This window comes from Algoriphagus sediminis, from assembly GCF_030403435.1.
Taxonomy (GTDB): Bacteria; Bacteroidota; Bacteroidia; order Cytophagales; family Cyclobacteriaceae; genus Algoriphagus; species Algoriphagus sediminis.
In genome coordinates this window covers 419,244-439,641 of sequence record NZ_JAUEPH010000002.1, presented here as the reverse complement: position 1 = coordinate 439,641, position 20,398 = coordinate 419,244, and the positions used below count along the sequence as shown (strand labels likewise).

19 protein-coding genes and 1 other RNA gene are annotated in these 20,398 nt (G+C 40.7%); 17 read left to right on the top strand and 3 right to left on the bottom strand.

Features of this window, described 5'->3' with window-relative positions; translation table 11 throughout:
- The first annotated feature begins 92 nt into the window (after positions 1-92).
- The 7 genes from pdxA (at position 93) to accC (ending at position 5,685) form a co-directional block, all read left to right on the top strand.
- Positions 93-1,118, top strand: coding sequence for a 4-hydroxythreonine-4-phosphate dehydrogenase PdxA (pdxA, locus tag QVH07_RS05100; RefSeq protein ID WP_289999071.1), 1,026 nt, complete (start codon positions 93-95; stop codon positions 1,116-1,118).
- A gap of 93 nt (positions 1,119-1,211) precedes the next feature.
- On the top strand, positions 1,212-1,754 hold the full coding sequence (locus tag QVH07_RS05095; RefSeq protein ID WP_289999070.1) for a YceD family protein: 543 nt from the start codon (positions 1,212-1,214) through the stop codon (positions 1,752-1,754).
- 24 nt (positions 1,755-1,778) lie between these two features.
- Positions 1,779-1,970 (top strand): 50S ribosomal protein L32, encoded by a 192-nt coding sequence (gene rpmF / locus QVH07_RS05090; protein ID WP_289999069.1) that lies wholly within the window; start codon positions 1,779-1,781, stop codon positions 1,968-1,970.
- A 213-nt stretch (positions 1,971-2,183) separates the two neighbouring features.
- On the top strand, positions 2,184-3,182 hold the full coding sequence (locus QVH07_RS05085) for a beta-ketoacyl-ACP synthase III (protein WP_289999068.1): 999 nt from the start codon (positions 2,184-2,186) through the stop codon (positions 3,180-3,182).
- Between the two features lie 22 nt (positions 3,183-3,204).
- Positions 3,205-3,768 carry an elongation factor P gene (gene efp, locus QVH07_RS05080; protein WP_289999067.1) on the top strand — a complete coding sequence of 188 codons (564 nt, stop codon included), beginning with the start codon at positions 3,205-3,207 and terminating at the stop codon, positions 3,766-3,768.
- Positions 3,769-3,841: 73 nt separating this feature from the next.
- Positions 3,842-4,312, top strand: a complete 471-nt coding sequence (gene accB, locus QVH07_RS05075; protein ID WP_289999066.1) for an acetyl-CoA carboxylase biotin carboxyl carrier protein — start codon at positions 3,842-3,844, stop codon at positions 4,310-4,312.
- Between the two features lie 26 nt (positions 4,313-4,338).
- Entirely contained in the window at positions 4,339-5,685 is a 1,347-nt protein-coding gene (gene accC / locus QVH07_RS05070) for an acetyl-CoA carboxylase biotin carboxylase subunit (protein WP_289999065.1), read from the top strand.
- 107 nt (positions 5,686-5,792) lie between these two features.
- Here the strand turns inward: accC and QVH07_RS05065 are convergent, their stop codons facing one another.
- Entirely contained in the window at positions 5,793-6,218 is a 426-nt protein-coding gene (locus tag QVH07_RS05065) for a hypothetical protein (RefSeq protein WP_289999064.1), read from the bottom strand.
- A gap of 281 nt (positions 6,219-6,499) precedes the next feature.
- Between QVH07_RS05065 and QVH07_RS05060 the strand changes: the two genes are divergently transcribed.
- The 7 genes from QVH07_RS05060 to QVH07_RS05030 all read left to right on the top strand — a co-directional run bounded on the left by QVH07_RS05060 (position 6,500) and on the right by QVH07_RS05030 (position 15,974).
- A complete protein-coding gene (locus tag QVH07_RS05060; protein WP_289999063.1) occupies positions 6,500-8,812 on the top strand; it encodes a PSD1 and planctomycete cytochrome C domain-containing protein in 2,313 nt (770 codons plus the stop codon).
- Between the two features lies 1 nt (position 8,813).
- Positions 8,814-10,268, top strand: coding sequence for a DUF1501 domain-containing protein (locus QVH07_RS05055; protein WP_289999062.1), 1,455 nt, complete (start codon positions 8,814-8,816; stop codon positions 10,266-10,268).
- Position 10,269: 1 nt separating this feature from the next.
- Entirely contained in the window at positions 10,270-12,399 is a 2,130-nt protein-coding gene (locus QVH07_RS05050; RefSeq protein ID WP_289999061.1) for an FN3 associated domain-containing protein, read from the top strand.
- Positions 12,399-13,139 carry an SIS domain-containing protein gene (locus QVH07_RS05045; RefSeq protein ID WP_289999060.1) on the top strand — a complete coding sequence of 247 codons (741 nt, stop codon included), beginning with the start codon at positions 12,399-12,401 and terminating at the stop codon, positions 13,137-13,139. The genes QVH07_RS05050 and QVH07_RS05045 overlap by 1 nt, the downstream gene beginning before the upstream one ends.
- A 116-nt stretch (positions 13,140-13,255) precedes the next feature.
- Positions 13,256-14,398 carry an acyltransferase family protein gene (locus QVH07_RS05040; RefSeq protein ID WP_289999059.1) on the top strand — a complete coding sequence of 381 codons (1,143 nt, stop codon included), beginning with the start codon at positions 13,256-13,258 and terminating at the stop codon, positions 14,396-14,398.
- Between the two features lie 27 nt (positions 14,399-14,425).
- Positions 14,426-15,424 (top strand): endonuclease/exonuclease/phosphatase family protein, encoded by a 999-nt coding sequence (locus QVH07_RS05035; RefSeq protein WP_289999058.1) that lies wholly within the window; start codon positions 14,426-14,428, stop codon positions 15,422-15,424.
- Position 15,425: 1 nt separating this feature from the next.
- Positions 15,426-15,974 (top strand): DUF4287 domain-containing protein, encoded by a 549-nt coding sequence (locus QVH07_RS05030; protein WP_289999057.1) that lies wholly within the window; start codon positions 15,426-15,428, stop codon positions 15,972-15,974.
- Here QVH07_RS05030 and QVH07_RS05025 read toward each other — a convergent pair.
- Positions 15,971-16,537, bottom strand: a complete 567-nt coding sequence (locus tag QVH07_RS05025; protein WP_289999056.1) for a DUF3109 family protein — start codon at positions 16,535-16,537, stop codon at positions 15,971-15,973. The genes QVH07_RS05030 and QVH07_RS05025 overlap by 4 nt on opposite strands.
- Positions 16,538-16,854: 317 nt before the next feature.
- Between QVH07_RS05025 and rnpB the strand changes: the two genes are divergently transcribed.
- An RNA gene (gene rnpB / locus QVH07_RS05020) (RNase P RNA component class A) lies at positions 16,855-17,266 on the top strand.
- 18 nt (positions 17,267-17,284) lie between these two features.
- Complete coding sequence (locus QVH07_RS05015) at positions 17,285-18,442, top strand: sigma-54-dependent transcriptional regulator (protein ID WP_289999055.1); 1,158 nt, start codon at positions 17,285-17,287, stop codon at positions 18,440-18,442.
- 186 nt (positions 18,443-18,628) lie between these two features.
- On the opposite strand, the gene QVH07_RS05010 is transcribed toward QVH07_RS05015, so the two are convergent.
- Positions 18,629-19,621 carry a LuxE/PaaK family acyltransferase gene (locus tag QVH07_RS05010; protein ID WP_289999054.1) on the bottom strand — a complete coding sequence of 331 codons (993 nt, stop codon included), beginning with the start codon at positions 19,619-19,621 and terminating at the stop codon, positions 18,629-18,631.
- A 65-nt stretch (positions 19,622-19,686) separates the two neighbouring features.
- On the opposite strand from QVH07_RS05010, the gene QVH07_RS05005 reads away from it, so the two are divergent.
- Entirely contained in the window at positions 19,687-20,361 is a 675-nt protein-coding gene (locus tag QVH07_RS05005; protein ID WP_289999053.1) for a hypothetical protein, read from the top strand.
- Positions 20,362-20,398 lie beyond the last annotated feature (37 nt).

The window sequence follows — 20,398 nt, the reverse complement described above, 5'->3', positions numbered from 1 at the left end:
TAATTTTTATAACTTGCAGCTAAAATTAAGAGAATATTCTCAAAGGATTTCAGCGCCTCAAAGATTGATTTAGAGGCGGCATTTTGCAGAAAATGAACTTGAAAGATAATAAACCTAAGATCGGCATCAGTATAGGAGATTGTAACGGAGTGGGACCCGAAGTTATCATGAAGTCCTTAATGGACGCAAGAATGACAAGAAGTTTCACTCCTGTGATTTATGGCCATGGAAAAATTTTATCCTACTACAGAAAGGCACTTTCTCTTGAGGATTTTAATTTCCATCAGACCAGAGACCTAAACTCACTTCAGTGGAAAAAAGTGAATGTGATCAATGTTTCGGAGGACTGCCCTGAACTCAATCCTGGTACCGAAACAGAACTTGCAGGTCAGTTTGCCCTGAAAGCTTTCGAAGCAGGAATTAAGGATTTACAGCAGGGAAATATTGATGCTTTGGTTACTGCTCCTGTTAGCAAAAACAACATTAATACTCCCGAAGCACCATTTTTGGGACATACAGAGCATATAGCAAGAGCTGTTGGTGCTAAAAAGAGTCTTATGATGATGGTGTCAGAGAGTCAGCGTGTTGGTTTGGTTACTGCACATATGCCATTAGCTCAAGTAGCTTCCAGTATCAGCAAGGAATTAATCAAAGAAAAATGCGAGATCATGCTTTCCAGTCTGGAAAAAGATTTCGGAATTAATAAGCCAAAAATTGCTGTTTTGGGGTTAAATCCGCACGCGGGAGAGGAAGGAATTCTTGGCAATGAAGAAATAGAAATTATAAAACCCGCTATCAATGAATTAAAGGATAAAGGTCATTATGTTTTCGGACCTTATGCGGCTGATGGATTCTATGGAATGATGCAGCAAAATCGATTTGATGGGGTCATGGCAATGTATCATGATCAGGGATTAATCCCATTCAAAGCCATGAATTTTGGACAAGGAGTGAACTACACAGCTGGCCTTCCGGTAGTACGAACCTCCCCAGATCATGGTACAGCATTTGGGATAGCAGGAAAAAATTTAGCCGACCCAGGTTCCATGAGGTCAGCATTGTTTTTAGCTTTTGACATAGTCAAAACTCAAAGTCAAGAGTCAGAATATGTCGAATAGTCTGAAAAACCTTCAAAAACAGAAGAATATTCCTAAATAAAATTCAAAGATTGAGATTTAATCTCTAAATTTGCGGTCTTAAATCCGGGGAGCATGGATAAGTTCTGGAAGAGCTTCGAAATAGAAGTGATTAAGTATACAGAGGGAGTTCACGAGATTGATTTCCAGATTGATGATTCCTTTTTCAGCCATTTTGAAGAAAATGAAATCGCCGAAAAAGGAAATTTGACCGCACGGGTCAGATTAAATATAGGAGCAAACCTTATTGAAGCTGATTTCTTTATCAAAGGAACAGTCGAGTTAGTATGTGATCGAAGCCTGGAAAGCTTTGATTATCCACTTGATCTCCAAGAAACCATTATTTATAAGTTTGGTGGAGAGGAGAAAGAAATCAATGAAGAAGTGTTTATGATTACCAGAGACACACCTTCCATTAATGTTGCTCAATTGATTTATGAATTCATTTTGCTATCCATACCATCAAAAAGAATTCATCCGGATTATAAAAATGAATTGGATAATGATGACCCAAGTATTCAGGGTGGGTTTATCATATTAGATAGAGAAGAAGAAAGTCAGAAAAAAGAAAATACGGTGGACCCGAGATGGGCAGCACTGAAAAATTTAAAGAAGTAAGAATAATCATAAACCACAGATACAATGGCACATCCTAAACGAAAAATTTCAAAGACCAGAAGAGACAAGCGAAGAACGCACTATAAATTGGAAGCCAAAGGAATGGCGAAGTGTCCTACTACTGGTGAATACCACCTACCTCACAGAGCATTCTGGTTAGACGGAAAGCTTTATTACAAAGGTCAGGTAATCATGGAAAAAGAAGTGTTGGCTTAAGCCAAAACCAATTTTATTTAATCCATCCTCCATCGAGGATGGATTTTTTTTGCACTTTCCCAAGATGTCTCCAATACCCGATTGATTTCCGGTTCTAAGAATTCTTTTGGTGGTAAGAGACAATTGTAATATTTTTGACACTTATCTTGGAGCGATGACTCCATCCTAGAATTCAGCACGAGCCTTCTGATTGGCTTAAAAACACAAAATTGAATGGACAAAACAAGAGCCATGATCACCGGAATTCAGGGCTATGTACCTGATTACGTTTTGACTAACAAAGAGCTTGAAACTTTGGTAGAGACAAACGATGAGTGGATACTATCTCGAACCGGCATCAGGGAAAGAAGAATCCTCAAAGGCGAAGACCAAGGGACTTCTGTCATGGGAATAGAGGCGGTTAAAGGCCTACTTGAAAAAACAAACACCAAGGCCGAAGACATAGATTTGATCATTTGTGCCACCGTAACACCTGACCTACCCTTTCCAGCTACAGCAAATATTATCGCCGACAAGGTAGGTGCAAAAAACAGTTTTAGTTTCGACTTGGCTGCAGCTTGTTCAGGTTTCTTATTTGCCTTAAACACCGGAGCCCAATACATTGAATCCGGAATGCATAAAAAGGTAATCATTGTAGGGGCTGATAAAATGTCATCCATAGTAGACTACACCGACAGGACTACTTGTATTTTATTCGGTGATGGCGCCGGTGCGGTTCTTTTAGAACCTACTACTGAGGATATGGGGATCATGGATTCTATTTTGAAATCAGACGGTTCCGGAGAACCTTTCCTTCATATGAAGGCAGGTGGAAGTCGTCGACCAGCCACTCACGACACCGTAGAAAAAAGGGAACATTTTGCCTATCAGGAAGGAGCTACCGTATTTAAGTTTGCTGTTACAAACATGGCCGATGTGAGTGCAGAAGTGATGGAAAGAAATGGACTTAAGGGCGATGATGTGGCATGGTTAGTTCCACATCAGGCGAATAAGAGAATTATTGATGCTACGGCAAACCGAATGGGAATTGGGCCCGAAAAAGTAATGATGAATATCGAGCGCTATGGAAACACCACGGCGGCTACTATCCCTCTTTGCCTTTGGGAGTACGAGAAGCAACTGAAAAAAGGAGATAACCTTATTCTTGCTGCCTTTGGTGGAGGCTTTACCTGGGGCGCGACTTATGTAAAATGGGCATACAACCCAAAATAATTTAAGATAAACTCAAATAAATATGGCTAGTACGGCTGATTTTAAAAATGGCTTGTGTCTGGAAATGAACAATGACATTTACACCATTGTAGAATTCCAGCATGTTAAACCGGGAAAAGGAGCTGCCTTTGTAAGAACCAAACTGAAAGGAATGAAAAGTGGTAAAACCCTGGACAAAACTTTCAACGCGGGAGAAAAAGTAGTGACTGCGAGAGTAGAAAGAAGGCCACATCAGTTTTTATATAAAGACGATATGGGCTTCCACTTTATGGATTCAAATACTTTTGAGCAGATAGCAATTCAAGATGAGCTTATCGAGAGGGCTGACCTGATGAAAGAAGGGCAAATGGCGGATATTTTAATCCATGATGAAACCGAAACCCCATTAGCAGTGGAGCTCCCTCCATTTGTCGAGCTCATGATTACCTATACAGAACCAGGAATAAAAGGTGATACTGCCACGAATACATTAAAACCTGCTACATTGGAGACAGGTGCAACTGTCATGGTCCCACTTTTTGTGGATCAGGACACCCTGATCAAAGTAGATACTCGTGATGGTTCATACTCTGAACGAGTAAAGTAATTCGTATATTAAAAGGCTTTGTAGCCAATAACCTGATTAAAAATCAGTAAACCACTTTAAAACCTTAATCTTCATGAAAGCAAAAGAGATTCAAGAACTAATCGATTATATCTCAAATTCAGGCTTGGCTGAGGTAAAAATCAAAACCGGTGAATTCGAACTTTCTATTAAAAAATACGCAGACTCCGCACCTGTAAAAACAGTAGAAGTCAACTCTGCTCCTGCTCCAAGTCCAGTGGCAGCACCAGCTCCTGCACCTGCAGCAACCCCAGAGACAAGCACATCTGAAACTCCGTCTAATCTTGTGGAAATCAAATCTCCCATGATTGGAACCTTCTACCAGACTCCTAACCCTGATGCTGATCCATTTGTAAGCGAAGGAAGTAAAATCAAGGCAGGTGACACAGTTTGTATCATCGAAGCCATGAAACTATTCAATGAAATCGAATCAGAGATTTCTGGAAAAATTGTAAAGATTCTTGTCGCTAATGCCACTCCAGTGGAGTATGATCAGCCACTTTTCCTTGTAGATCCTGCAGGATAAACTCATTTTTCACCTAACTCATTGTTGTGTTTAATAAAGTCTTAATTGCAAATAGAGGAGAAATCGCCCTTAGGGTCATTCGCTCATGTAAAGAAATGGGGGTTAAAACCGTCGCAGTTTATTCCACTGCGGACAAAGATAGCCTCCATGTTAGATTTGCTGATGAAGCTGTCTGCATTGGGCCTGCTCCAAGCAAAAATTCCTATCTGAATATCCCAAACATAATTGCAGCAGCCGAAATTACTAATGCTGATGCCATTCATCCGGGCTATGGATTTTTGTCCGAAAACGCGGAGTTTTCAAAAATTTGTGATGAATATAATATCAAGTTCATCGGTGCCAGCGCGGATATGATTAATCGAATGGGCGATAAAGCCACCGCTAAGGAAACCATGAAAAAGGCAGGTGTTCCGACGATTCCCGGTTCCGAGGGACTCTTGGAATCTGCTGAGCAGGGAATGAAACTGGCCAAAGAAATCGGTTATCCCGTAATCCTTAAAGCTACTGCTGGTGGTGGAGGCCGTGGGATGAGAATAGTAAAAGAAGAGGCCGGATTCAAAAAGGCTTGGGATGATGCCCGAATGGAATCAAGTGCTGCATTTGGAAATGACGGCATGTATCTTGAAAAATTCATAGAAGAACCTAGACACATTGAAATTCAAATTATCGGTGATCGTAGGGGAAAGGCATGCCACCTTTCAGAGAGAGATTGTTCGATTCAGAGGCGTCACCAAAAACTTGTTGAGGAAACCCCATCCCCTTTTATCACAGATGAATTGAGGGAAGAGATGGGAAAAGCTGCCATCAAGGGAGCTGAAGCCATAAAATATGAAGGAGCAGGTACCATAGAGTTTCTAGTGGATAAACACAGGAATTTCTACTTCATGGAAATGAATACCCGAATCCAGGTAGAACACCCTATTACAGAAGAAGTGACCGATTTTGATTTGATCAAGGAGCAAATCAAAGTTGCGGCTGGGGAAAATATCAGTGGACGAAACTACTACCCAAAGCTATTTGCTATGGAATGTAGGATCAATGCTGAAGATCCTGCCAACGGCTTCCGACCTAGCCCGGGTTTAATCAAAAACCTGCATATACCGGGTGGCCGTGGAGTGAGGGTGGACTCTCACGTATACGCTGGATACATTATCCCCCCAAATTATGATTCAATGATCGCTAAGCTTATTGTCAGTGGACAAAGCCGTGAAGAAGTAATCGTAAGAATGAAGCGTTCCTTGGAAGAATTCGTGATCGAAGGGGTGAAGACCACCATTCCTTTCCACATTGCATTGCTGAATGATAAACAGTTCAATGCAGGAAACTTTACGACGAAGTTTCTGGAAGATTTCGATTTTAGTCAAATCAAATGACAAATAAAGAAAAGCTAACCGATCGGTTAGCTTTTCTTCATTCAACCCAAAAATAGGGTTGAGCTGGCCAAATTGCGAATTCCGATTAGGAAGTTTATGAGTTAAGCTCAAATGAGTCCATTTCGATAGAAATCAACCAACGCAATTGTACTGTAGGTAACTAAAATTCCGCCTCCAATCAACAAAATTGTTTCGGCCGCCTTGAATTCATAAACTTCTATTTCCTGAAGACTATCCCTGTGAATGGATAAAGGTAAAGGTTCGGCATACTTATGCTTATTATAATTTAAAAGAAGGCCTTTTATTGAGTCATTTTCATAAGACCTGAATTTCAATAGAAGTTCTTTCCCATCTTCTACTTTTGTCAACCTTAACTTCTTGTTAGGCTCAAGCCTTTCGAGTTGTTCAGCAGTAGAGATGGTACTCTCCTCTTTCTCCTCACCCTTTATTTTAATTTCTTCAATAGGCTTGTATGTTGCACAGGCAGATACCGCAAAAAGTGCAATTAATAAGTAAAATCTAGCTGAATTCATTTGCATTTCGGATGATGATATTCAATCTAGATTCTTAATGATTTCCTGAGAAATTTTAATTAGGTTGAAAATTTCAGTTTTGACCAATTCGGAAATTCATTTTGGCAAAAAATAATAAAGTGGCCTAATTCGAAAATTCAAGCATATAATTAAAAGTTATCATCCCTGAATTTTTCATAGGCAAATTCTTGCCATTTGCATAAATAATCTAAAATTGGAAGGAAGGCTCAGGGACTTTCTTCATTTTTTTCCATAACTTATTCTTTGCTATTCTGGTATCTATGAAACAAAATCAAGCCCATTTCTTCGTTACCCTGCTATCTCTTGTTTTTCTTTGGTCATGCGACCAAAAAAAAGCAGAAAACATGGCACTTCAGGGAGATGGACAGCTGAGTTACAATTTCCACATCAGGCCGATTTTATCTGATAAGTGTTTTGCATGCCATGGACCAGATGCGAATAAACGAGAAGCAGAATTAAGACTGGATACCGAAGAAGGTGCATTTTCTACACTAAAGGAAAGTCCCGGGAAATTCGCTTTAGTATCTGGAAACCCTCAAAGTTCTGAAGTTTATCACAGAATAGTCTCCACGGATCCGAGCGAGGTAATGCCTCCACCTGAGTCCAATTTAGTACTGACTGAGGAGGAAAAAGAGTTGATAACCAAGTGGATTGAACAAGGTGCAGAATATGAGCCCCACTGGGCATTTGAAAAACCTGAAAAAATCACACCACCAGAAGCTGAAAATTGGGCGGTGAATGAAATAGATCAGTTCATCTATGCCAAAATGAGACAAAAAGGGCTTGAACCAAATCCCGAGGCCAAGCCACATGAACTGATTAAAAGAGCTTCCCTTGATCTTACTGGCCTCCCTCCCAGCCCAGAATTATTGGATAAGTTCGAGGATTTAACGGATGAATCCTATCAGGAACTACTAGATGGATTGCTGAGCGAACCTGCTTTTGGAGAAAAATTAGGGATTCTTTGGATGGATATTTCAAGGTATTCAGATAGTTATGGATATCAGGATGACAATATCCGAACTCAATGGCCTTACCGTGATTGGGTGATTCATGTATTAAATGAAAATATGCCTTATGATCAGTTTATTACTTGGCAATTGGCAGGTGATTTACTTCCCAACCCTACCAAAGAGCAAATACTAGCAACAGCCTTTAACCGAAATCACAAATACACCGAAGAAGGTGGAGTGATCGATGAGGAATATCGAATCGAGTACGTTTTAGACAAAACAAATACAGTTAGCAAGGGCCTATTGGGAATTACGATGGAATGTGCTCAGTGTCACGATCATAAGTATGACCCTCTTTCACAGAAAGAATACTATGAATTTTTTGCCTTTTTCAACAACAGCCCGGAAAAAGGATATGAAGGAGATGTAAGTCAATCCAAGCCGGCTAAAACGCCAATTCTTTGGGTAGATCAAGAAGACCTCTCAGGGGTTATGGCATTCATTAACCATAAGGATACGACCGACCTCAGTATTTCTGTCATGGATGAATTGGAAGGTGAAAATACCAGAACCACTTATATCTTAGACCGTGGGGTGTACGACGCACCGACAGTACCTGTTAGCCCAAACACTCCATCTTCAATTCTTGAATTTGATAAAAACCTGGAAAAAAACAGATTGGGACTCGCTAAGTGGATCACCAGCCCTGATAATCCACTGACAGCAAGAGTTTTTGTGAATCTTATATGGCAAGAAATATTCGGAACAGGCATTGTGAAATCAGCTGGTGATTTTGGAATGCAGGGTGACCTTCCCACTCATCCAGAGTTATTGGATTGGCTGGCGGTAGATTTCATGGAAAACGGCTGGGATATCAAAAGGCTTTTGAAGCAAATTCTTTCTTCAGCGACCTATAAACAATCTGCTCAAATCAATAAAGATCATCTGGCCATTGATCCGGAGAATTTGTACCTCGCCAGGGCCTCTAGGCTAAGGCTTCCTGCGGAAAATATTCAAGATTTGGTTCTGGCAAGTAGTGGCCTTTTGGTTCGCGAAATTGGTGGACCAAGTGTAAAACCTTATCAGCCTGATGGTATTTGGGAGTCGGCCACTTCAGGGCGAGGAGTTTTGGCAAAATATGTTCAAGATCATGGAGAAAAACTTTATCGAAGAGGACTTTATAATTTCATAAAGCTGACCGTCCCTCCACCAAAGGCCATCATTTTTGATTCAAGTAATAGAGATCGTTGTGAGCTAAGTCGGGGTAGAACCAATACCCCTCTTCAAGCCTTAGTCATGTTAAATGACCCTATGGTATTAGAGGCGTCCAGAGTTTTGGCAAGCAATCTGATCAATGAATCAAGTAATCCTGAAGATGCCATTCAAAATGCCTTCAAGAGAATTGTTTGTCGAGAGATAAGAGACTCGGAAGAAGATATTCTAGCGGATTATTATGAAGATCAGTTAGAACGTTTTGAAAATAATCCAGATCAGATACGGGCGAGTTTAGAGGTTGGTGAGTACCCTCTTGAAGAGTCCGACGTGAAGGCGGAGACAGCAGCCTTGATGCAGGTCATTGTCACAATTTATAATTTAGAAGAAACGATAACTAAGAGCTAAGATGGAGAAGGAAATACTAGAACATGGCCTAGGCATGAACCGAAGGAAATTTCTCTCCAGGCTCAGTTTGGGTGTCGGTAGTGCCGCTTTGGGTTCTTTGCTCATCCCGGATTTGTTTTCGGGCGGTAAGCCAAATGAAGATGCCATAATGGATGCTTTACCTCACTTTGCCCCAAAGGCAAAACGGGTAATCTACCTCTTTCAGAATGGTGCTCCGAGTCAACTTGAATCTTTTGATTATAAGCCTTTGCTGAGAGCAAATATGGGTATGGAGCTTCCTGCATCCATTCGAGGGGAACAGCGACTCACAGGTATGACCTCCGGCCAGGATTCATTCCCATTAGTAGGTTCTTATTATGATTTCGAGCAGTATGGACAATCAAGAGCCTGGATATCTTCCCTCTTCCCACATACTGCAAGCGTTGTGGATGATTTATGTATAGTGAAATCAATGCACACCGAGGCAATAAACCATGATCCTGCATTAACCTTTTTTCAGACAGGTGCCCAAGTCGGTAATCGACCAAGTATGGGGTCCTGGCTGAGCTACGGATTGGGAAGTGAGAACAGTAACCTGCCTGCATTCTGTGTTCTTCTAAGTCGTGGAAAAGGGAATGGTCAGGGGGTTTATTCCAAACTTTGGAGCAATGGATTTTTAGATGCCACACATCAAGGTGTTCAATTCTCAAATTCAGAGGACCCGGTTTTATACCTCAAGGATCCAGAATCAATGTCCAGAGCCGAAAGGCGCAAAATGCTTGATCATTTAGCTGAGATGAACGAATTGAATTTCAATGAATTCAATGACCCTGAAATCTCTGCAAAAGTGGCTCAGTATGAAATGGCCTTTAGAATGCAGACAGCTGTCCCGGAAATAACCGATGTTTCCAAAGAGCCTGATAGCATCGTGAAACTGTATGGACCGGAATGTTTGGTTCCGGGTACTTATGCTGCTAATTGTCTTTTGGCAAGAAAGCTTTCAGAAAACGGGGTTCGCTTTGTGCAACTCTATCATCAAGGATGGGATCAACATGGAAATCTCCCAAATGAAATGGCTCTTCAGGCAAAAGATGTGGATCAGGCATCTGCAGCCTTGATTACCGATCTAAAACAAAGAGGATTACTAGATGAGACATTAGTCATTTGGGGAGGAGAGTTTGGAAGAACCAACTATTGTCAAGGACAAATTCAGGCTGATAATTATGGTCGTGATCATCACCCTAGAGCATTTTCCATCTGGATGGCTGGCGGTGGCGTCAAATCCGGAATTGTATATGGAGAAACGGATGAATTTGGATATAACATTGTTGAAAACCCTGTACATGTTCATGATTTCCAGGCTACGGTCCTTCATCTTCTAGGCATCGATCACGAAAAACTGAATTTCAAGCATCTTGGAAGGAGATACAGACTTACCGATGTTTCTGGCCATGTAGTCAAAGATATTTTGGTCTGATATGATGAGTAGCAAAAGATTCAGAGGTATTTTCGAAAACCTCCTTTTTGTCTGGCTTGGCCTTTCGGTTGTTTTACTCTTAGGTGGGCAAAATTTGGTTTTACCAAACTGGCTGCAAATAATCGGAAGAAGCCATCCCCTACTCCTTCATTTTCCAATTGTGCTGATTCTTTTTGGGGTCTTATTCCAGTGGATTCCAGGGATTGATAATAACGCTGACTTAAAAAATTTCGGAGAATTATCTCTGCTCGTAGGAGTTAATTTTGCAGGGCTGACAGTAATAGCAGGTCTGATTTTGGCCCAAGAAGATTACTCTGGAAACACATTCGATCTTCATCAATATTCAGGTTTCGGAGTATTTATTCTCGGGGCATTATTTTATTTTTTTCGAAATCTGCCTAAAACATATCTAAAAGCGACTTCCCTGGTCTTGGCGATAGGAATAACATTTACCGGGCACTGGGGCGCCAATCTTACCCATGGAGAGGATTTTCTATTGGCCCCTATTCTTCAAGAAGAAGTGCCAACCCTGGCAATTAACGATGCTCAAGTTTTCGAAGATGTGGTAATGCCTATCCTAGAAACAAAATGTGTGGGTTGCCACAAGGAAGGTAAAATCAAAGGAAAGCTTCGCCTGGATCATATAACTGGAATCCAAACAGGGGGTAAGACAGGTCCCTTTGTAGTGGCTGGAAATCTGGATGAATCTCTGATGGTTCAGCGAATAAACCTACCACTTGAACATGATGATCACATGCCGCCCAAGAATAAAGCCCAGCTAACAGATGAGGAAAAGAAAATCTTGGTGAATTGGGTTTTGGCAGGTGCTGAATTCGATAAGAAACTCATTGAAATGGAGCCTGAAAGTGAGTTTTTCAAACTAGCCTCCTTGAATTTTGATGAATCGGATAATTATAATTTTGAGGAGGCTGATCCTTCAACTGTCGAAGAGTTAAATAATTTTTTTAGAAAGGTAGAACCCCTTTATCCCGGTTCTCCGGCATTAGTGGTTTCTTATTTTGGAATCGCAGCTTTTGATCCCTCTTCATTGAATGAGTTAGATAAAATCAGGACGCAGGTCGTCCAGCTGAATTTAAACAAAATGCCTCTAGCTGGGACTGACCTTAGTATTTTGCAAAACTTCATAAACCTGGAAGAGCTGCAGGCCAGTTTTACAGATTTAGATTCAGAACAAATTCTTAGTATATCACAGATTCCCTCCCTCAAGGACCTTTCAATTTCTGGAAATAAATTGTCTGAAAAGTCCCTAGATTATTTATCCGGAATGAGTGATCTCAGAAACCTTTATCTATGGGAAACTGGTTTGAGCGATGACCAGCAAAAACAACTTTCCAGTACCCTGAAATACACCAATGTTGAATTTGGGTTTGACAGTAAAAAAGTGGTTTACGAACTGAACCCTCCACTTTTAAAAAGTGAGAAGGACATGTTTGGGGATAGCACTTTATTGGAGATAAACCACCCAATCCCTTCAGTAGAAATTAGATACACATTAGATGGTTCTGAACCAGACAGTATTAATTCACTAAAGTATGAAGCGCCTTTTTGGGTAAAGAAAACCGCTGAGATCAAAGCAAGAGCTTTTGCTGATGATTGGAAAGGAAGTCCAGAAGCCAGCACTTTGGTTTTTAAAGCTGGTAATCCACCTAAAGAATTGAAGCTCCTGACACAGCCAAATGCCATCTACTTTGGGAAAGGGAATCTGACCTTGATCGACCAGATAAAAGGCAAGCCAAATCACACTTCCGGCGAATGGCTAGGTTATCAGGATAACCATGCTGAGTTTGTGATCACTCTCGCTGAAAATCAAAAACCAAAGGAGATAACCATCAGCCTTTTGTACAATGAAGGAGCCTATATTTTCCCACCCACTCAGGTAGAAATCTGGCAAGGTGATGGCTCTAATTGGAACAAGGTCATAGATGAAAAACCGCTTCAGCCAAAGAATATTCAACCCACCAGATTCGAGGCGCTCACCTACGGACTTCCAGAAACAGATTTTGATCAAATACGAGTAAGGTTAAAAAGAATCGCTTCTTTACCCCCCTGGCATCCTGGGGCTGGCTCGAAAGGTTGGGTGTTTCTAGACGAGGTATCCTTACTTGAATAATGGGAACTGAAGACCTGAACAAAGCCTTTCTGTCCTCGATTTATAGGAAGCTCGAACTCGCAGCAAACCAAAAAAGTATTGATGAAGCAGGAAATATTATTGCTGGAAGCCTTGAGAAGAATGGGTGGATTTATGCTTTTGGCACGGGACATTCCCATATGATGGCCGAGGAGATTTTTTACAGGGCTGGAGGGTTAGCAAGGGTAAGACCCATTCTGCATCCTAAACTAATGCTACATGAAGATGCATCGGCAAGTACCGATTTAGAAAGAGAGGAAGGAAAAGCCAAAGATTATCTTGGTGGCTACCAGATGACAAATAAGGATGTGATCCTCATTGCCTCCAATTCTGGGAGAAATGCCGTGACTATTGATTTGGCTCTTCTGGCCAAAGCAAAGAAGGGTAAAATCATCGCACTTACCAGTCTAAATCACAGTAAGTCGGTAGAGTCCAGACACACCTCGGGATTAAAGCTTTTTCAATTGGCTGATGTTGTATTGGACAACTTTGGTGAAATCGGAGACACCAGCATCACGTTGCAGAAGAGCAACATCAGGACAAGCCCATCTTCCACCATTGTGGGGAGTTTTATCCTGAATTTAGTGATCACAAAGGCTATCGAATTGCTCATTTCGAAAGGCTTAAGTCCTGAAGTTTTTCAAAGCTCCAATCTAGATTCTGGGGGAGCTCATAATGAAAATTTGATTAATAAATACAAGTCAAAGGTTAAGGGCTTGTAAGCATGATTTAAACCGTTTCATGGTTTATTTCGCTAATGGTCAGCCTAGAAAATGAGTCGAAAGAAAAAATATCCTATATTCATCTTATCCACTTTATCACCTTAATCCTTTTTTAAATGTCACCAGCAGACACTTTAAACCCAATCAATAAGCGCTATCTGGCTCTGGATGTTCTCCGAGGAATGACCATTGCCTTTATGATAATTGTGAATACCCCGGGAAGCTGGAGCTCGCTTTATGCTCCATTAGCACATGCCAGCTGGCATGGGTTCACACCAACAGACTTAGTATTCCCTACATTTCTTTTTGTGGTTGGAAATGCCATGAGCTTTTCCATGAAAAAAATGCAACTCATGGATGGTTCGGCCTTTTATAAAAAAGTTTTCAAAAGAACTTTTCTGATCTTCCTAATCGGATGGTTATTGAATGCATTTCCATTCGTGGAATTTACAGAATCAGGTACGAGCTTCATTGATTTATCAGAGGTCCGAACCTTTGGGGTTCTTCAAAGGATAGCTTTAGCTTATTGTTTTGCAGCCTTAGTCCTTTACTGGGGAGGCGAAAAGTTTGGTTGGTTTTTTGGAGGTGCTGCTTTGATTTTGTATTGGGCAATAATGTACTTTTTCGGAGAAGGGTCTGACCCATATGCTTTAGAAACAAATGCAGCCATCCGCCTGGACTTGGCTGTTATTGGTGCCGAAAGAATGTACGGTGGAGAGGGTATTCCTTTTGATCCTGAAGGTATTCTGAGCACACTACCAGCAATTGTCAATGTCTTGGCCGGATATATTGCAGGTAAGGCTATTCAAAAATGGGGAAACACAGTTGAAACGGTTAAGCGTTTGCTCATCGCAGGGGTCATTCTAGTTGCCGGTGCTTACGTGTGGGATCTGGGCTTTCCAATCAATAAAAAAATATGGACAAGCTCTTATGTGTTATTGACTGTTGGCTGGGATTTAATTCTTATTGCTGGATTGATTTTGATCATTGAAGTTTGGAAAAAGGTAAAATGGACCTATTTCTTTGAGGTTTTTGGTCGAAACCCTCTGATTCTCTACGTTTTATCCGGTGTTATAATAACTCTATTTTTTATGGTCAAAATTGGAGACCAAAGTCTTCAAGGTTATATTTATCAGAGTGCGTTTACGAGCTGGCTAAGTCCAAAAAACGCTTCCTTCCTATTTGCGATTTCCTATATGCTTTTGATCTGGTTGATTGGGCTCTGGATGGATAAAAGGAAGATTTACATCAAAGTTTAAACTGAGTTTTAACTAAATTTTTTAACTATGAACTTGAAAATTGCAGTCTATAATGTTCAGTGGATGCGTGATCTGTTCAATACTGACGGCTCCCCGAACACCAGTGGAAAAGACCATGAGAGAAGCCTTCAATTGGCACAAGTTATTTCCGCCATCAATCCAGACTTTCTTGGCGTCGTCGAGGGACCAAACACCTTGGTGGATAGATCAAAAACAGCCTCAGACCAATTGATGAATTGGCTTGCTGAATATATGCCTGGATCAAATCTTCAGGCTATTCATGGCTTCCCTTCACCGGGTCAACAGGAACTTTGTGCTCTTTATAATCCTGATAAAATTAAAGTCCTCTTTACGCCAGAAACAGATGAAAGGAAGCGTTTTGATGAACCATTCCTAATGGATACCACAAACAGGCTTATCAAGGAACAGTACAAGCACTATAGACCTCCATTGGAGCTCACCATTTTAGGTACTGACGATACCTTTATCAGCCGTGTCATCATAGCACATACCAAGTCCAAAGGGATTTTTGATATGGTGGACTATGCCAGGTTTGAGCAAATTTCAGAAAGAGATAGGTTAAAACTTTTTGCAGAATGCATGTCCATTCGTCAGCGCTGTGATGAGTATCTTGAAAAAGGCCAAGAGGTAATGGTCATGGGAGATATCAATGACGGTTTCGAATTGGATTTTTATGAAAACAGGTTTAGCAAAAGCGCAGTGGAGATTCTGCTTGGAGATATTTGGAAACCAGAATGGGTTCTAAAATCTGTTCTTCCAAAACCTAAACTAAATTCCTATGGTTGGACGCCAAATTCAAGTAGATATAAAGACCGAATCACAGGAGACCGGGTCAATGTACTTATTGATCACATATTGGCCAGCCAAGGGTTAGAAATAAACAATGGAAAGGTCTGGAACCCATATCTTGAACGGGAGGACGCCCTTATTTATGGATTGAAAGATGAGCTTCTCGATGCTTCAGATCACTTTCCGGTAGTGTGTGAAATAAAAACCCAAGACTAATATGGATCAGGAACAGAAAATGATTCAAAATCTGAAAGAAAAATATTCCAAAAGCCTTTCAGAGTGGATCGAGATTGTAAAAGCTGAAAATCTTGAAAAACATGGACAGATTGTGAAATACCTGAAGTCAGAACATGGCTTTACTCATGGTTTTGCTAATCTTGTTGCCCACAAAACCCTGAAGTCAGATGCCGGATCCAGTGATGCTACAGATCTAATATCTCAACAGTACAAAGGAAAAGAACATTTTAAACCTCTTTATGAAAGCCTGAAAAGTGAAATAGGAAAGTTTGGATCAGACATAGAATTCTTACCAAAAAAGGCATATACAAGTGTTAAAAGGAAAAAGCAATTTGCTATGCTTATACCAGCCACGAAAACTAGGTTTGATGTAGGAATTAATTTGAAGGGTGTCGAACCTCAGGGGATTCTTGAAGCTGACACTAAATCAAGCGGAATGGTAAGTCATAGAGTTGTGATCAACCACGAGGAACAGTATTCAAGGGAATTGATCGATTGGTTGAAAAAAGCCTATGAGGCTGCCGGTTAAGATCTTGCTACTTCTTCTTCCAATTCTGCATACCAGGCTTCCCCATACTTCCTGATCAGTGCTTCTTTTAAAAATTTATATACCGGCACCCCCAATTCGGCACCCAAATCACAGGCTGGATTACAAATTTCCCATCGATCATAGTTCAAAGCATCGTATTGATCATACTTTGTAATCCGGATCGGATATAAATGACAGGAAATCGGTTTTTTAAACTCTATCTGTTTATCCATATATGCCTGCTCTATGCCACACTTTAGGATTCCGCGTTCATCTTTTATAGCGTAAGCACACTCTGCATTGTCGCCAATCGTCGGAGTACCCATATCCCCTTCCTTGTCTATTACCCAAGCTCCTTGTTTTTCAATGGCCTTCTGTCCCTCTTCAGTTATGTAAGGTTTAACCTTCGGATAAATCTCTTCTAGAATTTTGGTCTCTTCCTCCTCAAGGGGTGCCCCAGCATCTCCTTCGACACAACAAGCTCCTTTGCATGCCTCCAAATTGCACACAAAAAACTTTTCTTTCACATCATCTGAGATGACAGCATTTTCTACGATAATCATAATCAGCTTTTCACAAAGTTAAGTAATCCTGCCATTAGACTAGTTTAAATTTTATTGGCCCTTCTAACTCAGCAAAAGAAAAGGGCAAAAAAAAGAACCGCTCCTATCGGAGCGGCTCAACCCAGCACTATGAAGAAAAGCTATTTTTTAGCCTTTGGTATTAAGAACACAAAGTCCATGACTTTGTTCATCTTTGATTAAAAATTTTTACAAAAAGTTTAACAAGGAGAGAAATAAGCCTTCAGAGGTATTAAATAAGCCTATTTCTTAAAATAAAGATCTACTAATTTTTTGAATTAATTGGATTAATTTTGTCAAGTGCAAGTCGGCTTGTCGCTCCGTTCCGAATTAATCGGAATCGGTGAGGAAAGTCCGGGCAACATAGAGCACCATACTTCCTAACGGGAAGGGCTTTGGCTGGTGACAGCCAAAGTACAGATAGTGCCACAGAAAATATACCGCCATGAAGTAAAGCGACGCTTTCACTTCACGGTAAGGGTGAAAAGGTGAGGTAAGAGCTCCCCGCTTTGGCAGTGATGTCGAAGGCATGGCAAACCTTATGGGTTGAAAGATCAAATAGGCTCCGGGCAAAACGCTGCTCGTGTGATTTCTGACTTGTCAGAATTCCGGAGTGGGTAGATCGATAGAGGCTGAGTGTGAACTCAGTCCCAGATAAATGACAAGATTCCTTTAGGGAAACAGAACCCGGCTTACAGACTTGCACATTTTTTATTTTATATTCGAAGCATGTCTAAAATATTGATTATTGATGACGAAAAAGTCATCAGATCCACCCTGAAAGAAATATTAGAGTACGAAAAATTTCAAGTCGATGAGGCCCAAGATGGCGCTGAGGGACTTGCTAAAATTCAAGAGGGGGACTATGATCTTGTACTTTGTGATGTAAAGATGCCGAAGATGGATGGTCTGGAGGTGCTGGCCAAAGTGAAAGACTTCGATAAAGCACCCCAATTCATCATGATTTCTGCACATGGGAGCATAGAAACTGCCGTAGAAGCAACCAAAAAAGGCGCATTTGATTTTATCCCAAAACCTCCGGATTTAAATAGGCTCCTTCTTACAGTTAGGAATGCTCTGGACAAGAAAAACCTGGTGACAGAAACCAAAGTTCTTAAGAAGAAGCTTTCCAAAAAATTAGATATGGTGGGAGAATCTCCCGCCATTCTTCATGTGAAAGAAACGATAGAAAAAGTCGCTCCTACAGATGCACGGGTTTTAATCACAGGGCCAAATGGTACTGGTAAGGAACTAGTTGCCCATTGGCTTCATAGCAAAAGCAATAGATCCAGCGGGCCTTTTATCGCAGTAAACTGTGCTGCAATTCCTTCGGAGCTGATTGAAAGCGAGCTTTTCGGACATGAGAAAGGAGCCTTTACTTCAGCTCACAAACAGCGTACTGGGAAATTCGAACAAGCTCAGGGAGGAACACTTTTCTTAGATGAGATTGGTGATATGTCACTCTCCGCTCAATCCAAAGTTCTTCGAGCTCTTCAGGAGAATTTAATTAATCGCGTAGGGAGTGATAAAAATATCAAAGTGGATGTTCGCGTTTTGGCAGCCACGAACAAAGACCTAAAAACCGAGATTCAGGAGAAAAAATTCAGAGAAGATTTATACCATAGGCTCAGTGTGATTTTGGTTCAGGTTCCTGCACTTAAGGATCGGAAGGAGGATATTCCTCTTTTGGTTGAAAAATTCCTGAAAGATATTGCCCAAGAAAATGGTACAACACCTAAAACCATTGCGAAGAATGCGATTAAAAGATTACAGGAATTTCCATGGACAGGAAATATCCGTGAGCTTCGAAATGTAGTGGAAAGGCTGGTAATTCTTGGACAGAATGAAATTACCCTGGATGATATAAAAAAATATGCTGACTATTGAGTCAGCATATTTTTAGCCTCTACCCTGCTCTAGAGGCTCCGCTGAAGCGTATGCCGGACATGGCTTGCTTGATGCGCAAGATGCTAAAGCCAAAATTCCAAGTACAAGGGCGATAGTTGCTAATCGTTTCATGTTTTTTGTTTTATTCAAGTCAAATATGTTCAATAATATCTGGTAAAGCAATAACTATACTAACAAGTTACATCCGCGGATTTCACTGTTATCTATTCTTCCTAAAACCTCTAACATTCCGAGGTCATCTATACTCCCCAGGTCTTGTGTTTCAATAAATGCGCAGGAATGAATGTTTGCCAGATCAATAATATTTATTCCTCCTCTTTGGCCTTCAGCCAAAGAAAATGGATCATTTAGATCACGTAAAATAACGTCCATAGTTCTCGGAATCTTGTATTTCCCCTGACCTTTAGAATAAGACTGGGAAAATAGTTCTGTCATTCCATATTCTGAATGGATTTCAGAAACCCCAAAAAAAGGCTTTAAAACCTCGTGAACTTCTTCTCGAATCATCTCTTTCCTTCTTCCTTTCATTCCTCCGGTCTCCATCACAATTAGATTCTCCGGAGGGCTAAACTTTATCCCAGACTCAACCAGATCTAACAAAGCGAAAGTAACCCCAAGAAGAAGGATTTTCCTTTGATCCTGCGCCAACTCCTCAATTCTACTTATCAAGTCCTGATGATTATATAAATAAAATCCGGAGTATGGAGAACCCGATTCCTGTATCCAATGATTGGCCATACTTACAAGGCTACTACCCTTTCGTTCTAGGTATGCAGGCAATAAAGCTAGAATATGGTAATCCTTGATTGAGCCATATTCCTCCTGAAAGAGTGAAACCGTGTGGTCCAAATACTCATTTTCGTTAAGAAAATAATGCCTACTCGTAATCATACCAGTAGTTCCACTACTAGAGAAGAACTCAGAAAACTGATCTTCTGAGCCAGAAACAACTTTAAAATTTTTGAAAAATTGAATCGGGAGGAATGGAATTTCTTCTACAGTGGAAATTTTTTTTGGGTCTATTTCTCTGGCCGAGAGGTAGTTTGTGTACACTTTGTTTTCACATGCCTGAAACTGAAAGAGTCTAAGTGCAAAATCATCAAAAGAATCCGGAGTCAATTTTCTTAGGTCATTCCAAAAACTTTTAAAATGTTGCATCGTTTTATAATTTGCACTCGGGCAGAGCACCGTTTAGGGTGCATCTCGTAAATTTAACGTCCCCTATGCGTTTGAAAAATTATTCTGGAATTATCTTAGTAGCACTGGTCGCATTTAGTTGTGTGAATCCACCTGATAACTTTCCTTCAGTTCCTCAAATAGAGTTTGAATCTATTGAATTTGTACCTGTTCAAGGGCCGGATTCATTAATTTTTGGTCTTGATTTTAAAGATGCCGAAGGGGATTTGGGACTTTCCGCTACAGATATTAATCCTCCATTTAATGCAGTGACCTATTTGCGGGATAATGCGGGAAACTTAATCACCTATTCCGAACGTCCACCTGAAGCACCAGATTATAATCCCATTGATTGGGTCATTGATCCTATAATTAATAACCAAACGGTCAAGGACACCATTTGGGTTGAACAAAACCCTAACCAGTACAATATTTTTGTGAAATTCTTTATCAAAAGAGATGGAACCTTTACTGAATTTAAATGGGAGGATCCACCATTCTTTACGACCTTCAATGGTCGATTTCCACGTGTTTTGACTACTGAAGAAGGTCAGGCAGTGGAAGGTAATATTAAATACGGAATGCTTTCTTCGGGTTGGGAATCGATTTTTAGGACGGATACCATCAGAGTAGATGTAGAGATTCAGGACCGACAGCTTAACCGAAGTAACCTTATCTCCTCACCGGAAGTTACACTGAGGCAAATCACCAGACCTGACTAAAAAAAGCCATCTTGGAATTCTCAGGATGGCTTTTTTA